This window comes from Aquitalea sp. ASV15, from assembly GCF_016429115.1.
Lineage (GTDB): Bacteria > Pseudomonadota > Gammaproteobacteria > Burkholderiales > Chromobacteriaceae > Aquitalea > Aquitalea magnusonii.
In genome coordinates this window covers 21,495-30,163 of the sequence record NZ_JAELTZ010000048.1, presented here as the reverse complement: position 1 = coordinate 30,163, position 8,669 = coordinate 21,495, and the positions used below count along the sequence as shown (strand labels likewise).

At 64.5% G+C, this 8,669-nt stretch carries 11 protein-coding genes; 5 read left to right on the top strand and 6 right to left on the bottom strand.

Annotated elements, in window-relative coordinates; all coding sequences use genetic code 11:
* Both JHD64_RS17275 and JHD64_RS17270 read right to left on the bottom strand, forming a co-directional pair.
* On the bottom strand, positions 1–198 hold a 198-nt coding region (locus tag JHD64_RS17275), incomplete at its 3' end, for a hypothetical protein (RefSeq protein ID WP_199054472.1).
* Positions 195–734: a heme NO-binding domain-containing protein gene (locus JHD64_RS17270; protein WP_059286539.1), complete on the bottom strand. Its 540-nt coding sequence runs from the start codon at positions 732–734 to the stop codon at positions 195–197. The genes JHD64_RS17275 and JHD64_RS17270, both read right to left, overlap by 4 nt.
* Positions 735–950: 216 nt before the next feature.
* On the opposite strand from JHD64_RS17270, the gene JHD64_RS17265 reads away from it, so the two are divergent.
* A complete protein-coding gene (locus JHD64_RS17265) occupies positions 951–1,925 on the top strand; it encodes a quinone oxidoreductase (protein ID WP_199054470.1) in 975 nt (324 codons plus the stop codon).
* Between the two features lie 61 nt (positions 1,926–1,986).
* On the opposite strand, the gene JHD64_RS17260 is transcribed toward JHD64_RS17265, so the two are convergent.
* From JHD64_RS17260 to JHD64_RS17250, 3 genes are all read right to left on the bottom strand, one after another.
* A complete protein-coding gene (locus tag JHD64_RS17260) occupies positions 1,987–2,454 on the bottom strand; it encodes a hypothetical protein (RefSeq protein WP_233170568.1) in 468 nt (155 codons plus the stop codon).
* Between the two features lie 48 nt (positions 2,455–2,502).
* Complete coding sequence (locus tag JHD64_RS17255) at positions 2,503–2,874, bottom strand: hypothetical protein (protein ID WP_199054468.1); 372 nt, start codon at positions 2,872–2,874, stop codon at positions 2,503–2,505.
* 91 nt (positions 2,875–2,965) lie between these two features.
* A complete protein-coding gene (locus tag JHD64_RS17250) occupies positions 2,966–3,178 on the bottom strand; it encodes a hypothetical protein (protein WP_146215968.1) in 213 nt (70 codons plus the stop codon).
* A gap of 215 nt (positions 3,179–3,393) precedes the next feature.
* Here JHD64_RS17250 and ompR point away from each other — a divergent pair, with 215 nt between their 5' ends.
* Together ompR and JHD64_RS17240 are read left to right on the top strand one after the other, a co-directional pair.
* Positions 3,394–4,119, top strand: coding sequence for a two-component system response regulator OmpR (ompR, locus tag JHD64_RS17245; RefSeq protein WP_199054466.1), 726 nt, complete (start codon positions 3,394–3,396; stop codon positions 4,117–4,119).
* A gap of 3 nt (positions 4,120–4,122) precedes the next feature.
* Positions 4,123–5,448 carry an ATP-binding protein gene (locus tag JHD64_RS17240; protein ID WP_370540974.1) on the top strand — a complete coding sequence of 442 codons (1,326 nt, stop codon included), beginning with the start codon at positions 4,123–4,125 and terminating at the stop codon, positions 5,446–5,448.
* A gap of 23 nt (positions 5,449–5,471) precedes the next feature.
* On the opposite strand, the gene JHD64_RS17235 is transcribed toward JHD64_RS17240, so the two are convergent.
* A complete protein-coding gene (locus tag JHD64_RS17235) occupies positions 5,472–6,332 on the bottom strand; it encodes a DMT family transporter (protein WP_233170567.1) in 861 nt (286 codons plus the stop codon).
* 129 nt (positions 6,333–6,461) lie between these two features.
* Here JHD64_RS17235 and JHD64_RS17230 point away from each other — a divergent pair, with 129 nt between their 5' ends.
* Positions 6,462–6,920: a ribonucleotide reductase subunit alpha gene (locus tag JHD64_RS17230; RefSeq protein WP_233170566.1), complete on the top strand. Its 459-nt coding sequence runs from the start codon at positions 6,462–6,464 to the stop codon at positions 6,918–6,920.
* Positions 6,921–7,052: 132 nt separating this feature from the next.
* Positions 7,053–8,663: an FMN-binding glutamate synthase family protein gene (locus JHD64_RS17225; RefSeq protein ID WP_199054464.1), complete on the top strand. Its 1,611-nt coding sequence runs from the start codon at positions 7,053–7,055 to the stop codon at positions 8,661–8,663.
* Positions 8,664–8,669: the final 6 nt, after the last annotated feature.

The window sequence follows — 8,669 nt, the reverse complement described above, 5'->3', positions numbered from 1 at the left end:
CAGCTGGGCCATGCGCCATTCGACGATCTTCTCCAGTTGGGCCGCCACGGTGGACAATTCGAAATTGGCGTCGTACAAGGCGCGGCTGCGCTGCTCCAGCAATACCTCGGCCTCCTTGCGCGCGGCTTTCTCGCGCTGGTAGCGCTTCTGGTAACGCAGCAGCTGGTCTTGCAACTGGGCCAGTTCGTCTTCGCTCATACCAGTTCCACCACAAAGCGCACCTTGCTGCCTTCATCGTTCAATGGCTCGACCACGATGCGCCCCTGCTCGCCGAAATGATCGAGCGCCCCCTGGATCAGCCCGGAAGCCAGCGGGGCCAGGCAGCGCGGCGAGCGGTACAGCAAGGTCAGGCAGCGCTCATCGCTGCTGAGCACCTCGATATGGGGCAATTGTGCATCCGGATAGAGCTTGTGTACTTCCTGGTGAATGTGTTTCTCGATATTGCTCAGCACCATGAATGCATTGCTGCAACCCTGGATGCTGTACGGATACAGCAGGGCAAAACGCCCGAACAGGTAATGGCCGAAGGCGTAGATCAGCGCCTGCGGCTCCAGCCCGCTGCGCTGCGACAAGGCCGTCACCAGCGCCACCATCTCGGCAAAGGGGTAGCTGCCCACCGCGGTGTAGGCACCTCCTGACTTGATGCCGGCATCCTCGATGATGTCATCCACCATGTCGGCAGAAAAACGGCTCTCCACCATTTCCAGAAACTCGGTAAACACCACGCCTTTCATGCTTGTTCCCTTCGTGTGGCTTGCATGATCTGCTCCGCCCGATCCGATCTTCCCTGCTGGCAGCAAGGTACCCTGGATTCAATGTAGGAAGAAAACCGGCCAAACACCAAGTCAGCCCCCCGCGGGAAACGCACTGTTCGCCAGACACGGCTTGCATGGCGCCGGTACGCGGTGCAGACTCGACGCCATGTCTTCATGCTGGAAAAGGACCGTACCATGAGTCAGGCCATCCGTTTTCACGTCACCGGCTCACCCGATGTGCTGCAGCTGGAAAACATCAGCGTCGGCGAGCCCGGCCCAGGCGAAGTGCGCTTGCGCCACCATGCCATCGGCGTCAATTTCATCGATACCTACCAGCGCAGCGGGCTTTATCCGGTCGCCCTGCCCAGCGGCCTGGGTTGCGAAGCGGCCGGTGTGGTGGAGGCGGTAGGCGAAGGCGTGACCCAGCTGCAAGTGGGTGACCGCGTCGCCTATGCCGGCGGGCCGCTGGGTGCCTACAGCACGGAACGGCTGCTGCCGGCAACGCTGCTGGTCAAGCTGCCGGACAGCATCAGCGATGAAGTGGCCGCCTGCATCATGCTGCAGGGCATGACGGTGGAGTACCTGATCCGCCGTACCTTTGCCGTCCAGCCCGGCATGACCGTGCTGTGGCATGCCGCTGCCGGCGGCGTCGGCCAGATCGCCGTGCAGTGGCTCAGCTCACTGGGCGTGCAGGTGATCGGCACGGTCGGCTCGGCGGCCAAGGGCGAGCTGGCCCGCCAGCTGGGCTGCGCCCATGTCATCAACTACAGCGAGGAAGATGTGGTGGCACGGGTGCGCGAAATCACCGGCGGCAAGGGCGTGCCGGTGGTCTATGACTCGGTGGGCAAAAGCACCTTCGAGATGTCGCTGAACAGCCTGGCCCCGCGTGGCAGCTTTGTCAGCTTCGGCAATGCCTCTGGAGCGGTGCCGGCATTCGAACCGCTGCTGCTGTCGCAGAAAGGTTCGCTGTTTTTCACCCGCCCCAAGCTGGCCGATTACATCGCCCAACGCGCAGAACTGGAAGCATCGGCAGCGGCCTTGTTCGAACGCATTGCCGCCGGCGCAGTGCAGGTCAGGCCATCCGCCAGTTATCCGCTGGCCGCCGCCGCGGCTGCGCACCGCGATCTGGAAGGCCGCCGCACCACCGGCTCCATCATTCTGCAGCCCTGAATCGCGGCTGCCCATGAAAAACCCCGCTGTCGCGACAGCGGGGTTTTGTGTTGTGCCGGCTTCAGTTGCCGGAAGGTGCCAGGGCCTTGCGCACGCATTCGCGGCCTTGCTGCGCTGCGGTTTCGGCACAGCTTTGTTCGGCCGCCGCCCGCTGTTCGCAGCGGGCCTTGTTGGAGGCGTGGCTGCAATCCGCCGCCGGCAGGCGCTCGCGCACACACAGCCGTCGTGCCAGCCCCTCGCTGCCCTCGCAGGCCGCCTGGGCCGCCAGCAAGGCCTCGCAGTGCCGGGCGTCGCGGCTGCGCTGGCAACTGAGCGCCGGGGTGAACTGTTCGATACAGGCGCGCCGTGATCCGGCAGTCAGATCCGAACAACTGAGCCAGCCCTGGCGGTAACTGGCACAGCGCTGCGGCGCCATCGCCTTGTCACACTCCGGGGCCGCCTGCAGCTGTGCCGACCATGCCAAACCCGCCAGCATGGCCAAACCCGCCAGCCAGTTGCCGCTACTCCACTTACCCCAAGCTTTGTTCAAGGCCGTGATCCTTGCCACTGGCAATGTCCGGCTGCAAAGATAGCCGGATCAATCGTTCTGGAATTGCTCCTGAGCCTTTTGTCGCTTGTCGCGCCAGAAATTGCGCTGGCCCGGCGGCGGATGCGAAAAACCATCCGGTGCAAAACGGTCAGGTCCACCCATGCCACCCTCAGGCGGCGCCCCTGGAGGATGCCTGCGCTGCAGGCGGCGCGCGTCTTCCGGCGACAAATCACCGGCCTGCACCGCCTCCTTCAGACGCAGATTGCGCAAGCGGCGCTCCTCGCCGGCAGCTTGCCGGGGCGGGAAACGCTGGAACTGCGCTGCACCATCCTCCACGCCATTCGGGCCTTGCGCCAGCGCTGGCAAGGCGAACGCCGTCACCGTGGCAAACAGCAAGACATAAATGGCATGGTACTTCATGGCTTCATTTTAACCTGACATTACGCCTCCTGCCATGATGACTCAGCGGCATCACAGCAGAAGGCTGATGGAAACATGAATGACTGTGGGCTTACTTTTCACCGGCTGGGCGCCGCATCGGGGTCGATGCGCCATCCGGCACGGTGTAGCCGGCAAGCGGCGTTGCCTGCTGTGTGCTTTGCGCGGCCAGCTGGCGCGCCTCGCGCACATCGGCACCGTTGCCACCGCGCTCGGCCGCCTGCACCACCGCGGCCAGACCCGGCAAACAGATGGCAAACAGCAGTAAAATCAAGGACTTTTTCATGATCATGATCTCCGGCATGCAGCACACCGTCCCAGTGTAGAAGGCGGCCTTTGCGCATCCGTGTGTCGCATGTTACCAAATGTTAACTTTTGTGAATGGCCGATGGCGTTTAACAGAAATTCATGATCCACCATCGCCTAGCCGGCTGGGCCGGGTTAAGCTTTGCCATCAGCATGCCAGCCGCTTTGCCGCGCCGGGCGATCAAGGAAAACACCATGGAACACAACAAGATTCTCATCGTCGACGACGACGCCAAGCTGCGCGAACTGCTCACCCGCTATCTGGGCCAGCAGGGTTATGTGGTCGACACCCTGCCGGATGCCCGTGAACTGGACCGCAAACTGGCACGTAACCGTCCGGACCTGATGGTGCTGGACGTGATGATGCCCGGCGATGATGGCCTGGCCGTGGTGCGCCGCCTGCGCGCCCAGGGCGAAACCGTGCCGGTCATCATGCTGACCGCCCGTGGCGAGGATGTGGACCGCATCCTGGGCCTGGAAATGGGTGCCGACGATTATCTGCCCAAACCCTTCAATCCGCGCGAGCTGACCGCGCGCATCCAGTCGGTGCTGCGCCGCCATCACGCCACCCCGGCACTGGCCGCCCGCCACGAGTCCGACGAGGTGATCGAGTTTGGCGAATTCCAGCTCAATCTGGGCCGGCGCGAACTGCTGAAAAACCAGCAGCCGCTGTCGCTGACCACCGCCGAATTTGCCGTGCTCACCGTGCTGGCCACCCATCCGCGCCGCCCGCTCACTCGTGAACAGCTGATGGAAATGGCGCTGGGCAAGGGCAATGGCGAATCGCTGGATCGCAGCATCGACGTGCATATATCCCGCCTGCGCAAAACGCTGGAGGGCGGCGACAGCCCGCTGCGCTTCATTCAGACCGTGTGGGGCTACGGCTATGTCTTCGTGCCCGACGGCAGCGAGCGGGAGTAAGCGGTGCTGCGACGCCTTGCCGGTTCCCTGCTGTTTCGCCTGATCGTGCTGGTGGTGGTGGTGGTGGTCACCACCCAGATCGTCACCGTCTATATCGCGGCGGGTGAGCGCCACAAGCTGATGGACAAGCAGCTATATGCCCAGGTGGTGGACACGCTGGCGTTTCTGGAAGGCTCGATGGAAAACATGAGCCCCGTCCAGCGCACTGCTTTTCTGGCCAGCTACAACCGTCCGGGCCTGCCACGACTGCTGCCACAACAGGCCGCGGCCAGACAACAGTTCGACACCGAACTGCCGCGGGTGGCCAACAGCCTGGTGAGCCGGCTGAGCAAGGGCCTGGACGACACCGTGCGCGGCTATATGGTGCACCGCGAAGACCGCAACGAACTATGGGTCAACGTGCATGTGCTGGACACCCCCTACTGGCTGGTGATTCCGTTTGGCCGCTATAGCGACCGCCCCATTTACTCGCTGATCCAGGCGGCACTGCTGGCCACCTTGCTGGCCATCCTGCTGGCCTCGCTGGTGGCATGGCGCATCACCCGCCCCATCGGCAAGGTGGTGGCTGCCTCACGCGAGCTGGCGCGCGGCAAACTGCCGCCGCCGCTGGCCGAAGAGGGGCCGCGCGAGCTGATGGCGCTGGCCCGCGGCTTCAACCACATGGCCAGTGCGCTGGATAGCGCCGCCCGTGAACGCCGGCTGATGCTGGCCGGGCTGTCGCACGACCTGCGTACCCCGCTGACCCGCTTGAAGCTGATGCTGGAACTGCAGGAACACAATAGCGATACCCCGGACATGCTGGCGGATATCGACGAGCTGTCGCGCATCGTGCGCCAGTTCATCGACTTTGCCCGTGCCGAAGAATCGGCCAGGCTGGAGCCGGTGGCGCTGGCCGAACTGGCCGACAGCGTGGTGGCGCGTTTTGGCCGCGACGGGCTGGATGTGAAACTGCTGCGCCAGGCCGAGCCGGAACTGCAGGCCGATGCACTGGCGCTGGAGCGGCTGCTGTCCAATCTGCTGGAAAATGCCCGCCGCTATGGCAAGCCGCCGCTGCGGGTGGAAATCGACCAGCGCGACGGCATGGCGGAACTGAGCGTGATCGACCACGGCCAGGGCATTCCCGCCGCGCTGCGCGAATCGGCGCTGGCCCCCTTCGAGCGGCTGGCCGAACACCGCGGCACCGATGGCGGCAGCGGCCTGGGGCTGGCCATCGTGTCGCGCGTGGTCAAGCAGCACCATGGCCAGCTGCAGTTTGCTGACGAGGCCGATGGCGGCTTCCGCATCCGCATCCTGCTGCCGCTGGCTCAGCCGCAGCCAGTCAGCGCCTGAGCCGAAGGCGGGCGTCGGCTGGCTCAGCCAGCACGGCGCCAGCCCAGCAGCAACACCCCGCACAGAATCAGCACCCCGCCCAGCAGCATCAGCACGCCGACAGGCTCGGCCAGTAACATGCTTCCCCACAGCACGCCAAACACCGGCACCAGATAGGTGACGCTGCTGGCGCGGGTCGCACCCAGCCTGTCGATCAGCCAGTAGAAAATCAGATAGGCCAGCGCGGTGCTGCCCAGCGCCAGCATCACCACCGCCCCCCATACCGTGGCTGATGGCGCCTGGGCCGGCAAGGTCAGCCACGCCAGCGGCGTCACCAGCACCGCCCCGCTGAACAGGCTGCCAGTGGCCGTCACCAGCGAAGGCAGGCCGGGCAACCAGCGCTTGGCCATATGGCCGGACCAGCCATAACAGGCGGTGGCGCCCAGCATGGCCAGCACGGGTAGCATGGTCCTTACATCAAAGGCGGCCCCACGCCCCAGCATCAACACCAGCACCCCGGCCAGCCCCAGCAGCAAACCGGCCGCCCGCGGTGCGGTCATGCGCTCGCCCGCCAGTGGCATGGCCCATAGCGCGGTCATCAGCGGGGTGGTGGCATTCAGCACCGACGCCACCCCCGCCGGCAGGCTGAGACTGGCCCAGGCAATCAGGCAGAAAGGCAGGGCCGACAGAAACACCCCCACCACGGCAATGCGCTGCCAGTGTTGCCGCCACAAGCCGATACCGCCTCGCCACAGCAAGATCGGCAGCAAGACCAGCGAGGCCAGCCCCAGCCGCAAGGCAATCAGCACGAATGGCCCCAGCGCGGGCACCGCCACCCGCATGAACAGAAACGAAGCCCCCCACAAGGCTGCCAGCACCACCAATCCTGCCATTTCCCGTCGCATCGCCACCCTCCCCCTGGTCATGACTGCCAGCATAAGTGGGAAAAGCCGCCGCCGCTCCCTGTTTCTTGCCATCGAATGCCTCATTCCAATGCCGCCAGCAACTAGTTCCAGCGACGGATGGCAAAGCGGATGGCCAGCCCACACACTGCCAGCTGCCACTTTCGCCCCGTACTGAGCACCATGGACATCGACGATTTCAACACGCTGCTGGCTGCAGCCCGCCAGCAGTCCGAGCCGCAGCATCTGCTGCTGGTATTTACCAAAGCCGTGCTGCATGACGACCACCAGCCGCAGGAAGCCGAGCGCTTTGCCCGCGGCGAGGGCGGCATCCTGCTGCCCAGCATGTGCCTGGACCGCGCCGCCAGCGAACTGGCGGACTTTGCCAGCCTGCAGGCCGAATCGGCCCGCATGGGCGAGCCGTGGCAAATCGTGTTTGTCGCCTGTCTGGATGGCAGCGCCGGTGGCCCGCCCGCCGCAGCCGATATCGAAGCGGCGCTCAAGCGCATGATCCAGACCATCCAGACCGGAGGCGATGTAGCGCGCTATCTGGCTTTCGATCACAACGGCGACATCGTGCGTTTTCATTAACACCATCACTGCGCTGCCACCAGCCATGGCGCAGCCCCGGCCTGGGCGCTAAGCTGAAGCGGATCAGACAGCACAAGTCCCAACCCTTGTGCTGTAGCATCCCGCATTCAGCCCACGCCTGCCGGAGCCCGCATGAACCTGTCCCTGCTCAGCCGCTATGCCTTTTTCGCCGCCTGCATCCTGCTCAGCCTGATCGGCCTGGTATTGCACCAGATCGAATGGCTGTGGCCCTTCACCCTCGCCGCCATCGCGCTCAGCCTGCTGGGCGTGCTGGACCTCGCCCAAACCCGCCACGCTGTGCGGCGCAATTACCCGGTGCTGGGCAATATCCGCTATCTGGTGGAAGCCATCCGTCCGGAAATCCGCCAGTACCTGCTGGAAGCCGATGGCGAACAGCTGCCCTTCTCGCGCGACCAGCGCTCGCTGGTTTACGCCCGCGCCAAGAACACCCAGGCCGACAAACCCTTTGGCACCCTGCTGGATGTGTATGGCAGCGGCTTCGAATTCATTAGCCACTCCATCCGCCCGGCCCCGCGCAGCGACCCGGCCGGTTTCCGGGTGCAGATTGGTGGCCCGCAATGCGCGCAGCCCTACTCCGCCTCGGTATTCAATATTTCGGCCATGAGTTTTGGTGCGCTCAGCGCCAATGCCATCCGCGCGCTCAACCAGGGGGCCAGCCAGGGCGGTTTCTACCACGACACCGGCGAGGGCAGCATCAGCCCCTATCATCTGGAACACGGCGGTGACCTGGTATGGGAGCTGGGCAGCGGCTACTTTGGCTGCCGCGATGCAGACGGCCATTTCGACCCGGAACGCTTTGCCAGACAGGCACAAAACCCGCAGGTGAAGATGATTGAAATCAAGCTCAGCCAGGGCGCCAAGCCCGGCCACGGCGGCATTTTGCCCAAGCACAAGGTAACGCCGGAAATCGCCGCCACCCGTGGTGTGCCGCTGGGGCAGGACTGCGTGTCACCCTCCAGCCACAGCGCCTTCTCCACTCCGCTGGAGATGATGGCCTTTATTGCCCGGCTGCGTGAGCTGTCTGGCGGCAAACCGGTGGGCTTCAAGTTTTGCCTCGGCCATCCGTGGGAATTCATGGCCATTGCCAAGGCCATACTGGAAAGCGGCATCCTGCCGGATTTCATCGTGGTGGACGGCAAGGAAGGCGGCACCGGCGCGGCACCGCTGGAATTCACCGACCATATTGGCGTGCCGCTGCGCGAGGGCTTGCTGTTTGTCCACAACACTCTGGTGGGGCTGAATTTGCGCGACAAGATCAAGCTGGGCGCCAGCGGCAAGATCATCAGCGCCTTCGACATTGCCAGCGTGCTGGCCATCGGGGCCGACTGGGCCAATTCCGCCCGCGGCTTCATGTTTGCCGTGGGTTGTATCCAGAGCCAGAGCTGCCACACCAACCGCTGCCCCACCGGCGTGGCCACGCAAGACCCGCTGCGCCAGCGCGCTCTGGTAGTGCCGGACAAGGCCGAGCGGGTGTATCACTTCCACCGCAACACCCTGCATGCGCTGTCCGAGATGCTGGCCGCCGCCGGCCTTACCCACCCGGAACAACTGGAGGCGCATCACCTGGTGCGGCGGGTGAGCGATACCGAAATCCGCCTGTACTCACAGCTGCATGTGTTCTTGCAGCCGGGCGAGCTGCTGGCCAGCGAGATCAAGGCCGAGTTCTATGGCCGCATGTGGCGTATGGCGCAGGCGGGCAGTTTTGCGCCGGCCCATGCCTGAAACTGC

Bases quoted from the DNA above. Each gene is read 5' to 3' on its own strand.
- JHD64_RS17265 (WP_199054470.1), top strand. From the start codon at position 951: ATGAGTCAGGCCATCCGTTTTCACGTCACCGGCTCACCCGATGTGCTG.
- JHD64_RS17270 (WP_059286539.1), bottom strand. From the start codon at position 734: ATGAAAGGCGTGGTGTTTACCGAGTTTCTGGAAATGGTGGAGAGCCGT.
- JHD64_RS17255 (WP_199054468.1), bottom strand. From the start codon at position 2,874: ATGAAGTACCATGCCATTTATGTCTTGCTGTTTGCCACGGTGACGGCG.
- ompR (WP_199054466.1), top strand. From the start codon at position 3,394: ATGGAACACAACAAGATTCTCATCGTCGACGACGACGCCAAGCTGCGC.
- JHD64_RS17250 (WP_146215968.1), bottom strand. From the start codon at position 3,178: ATGAAAAAGTCCTTGATTTTACTGCTGTTTGCCATCTGTTTGCCGGGT.
- JHD64_RS17235 (WP_233170567.1), bottom strand. From the start codon at position 6,332: ATGCGACGGGAAATGGCAGGATTGGTGGTGCTGGCAGCCTTGTGGGGG.
- JHD64_RS17225 (WP_199054464.1), top strand. From the start codon at position 7,053: ATGAACCTGTCCCTGCTCAGCCGCTATGCCTTTTTCGCCGCCTGCATC.
- JHD64_RS17230 (WP_233170566.1), top strand. From the start codon at position 6,462: ATGGCCAGCCCACACACTGCCAGCTGCCACTTTCGCCCCGTACTGAGC.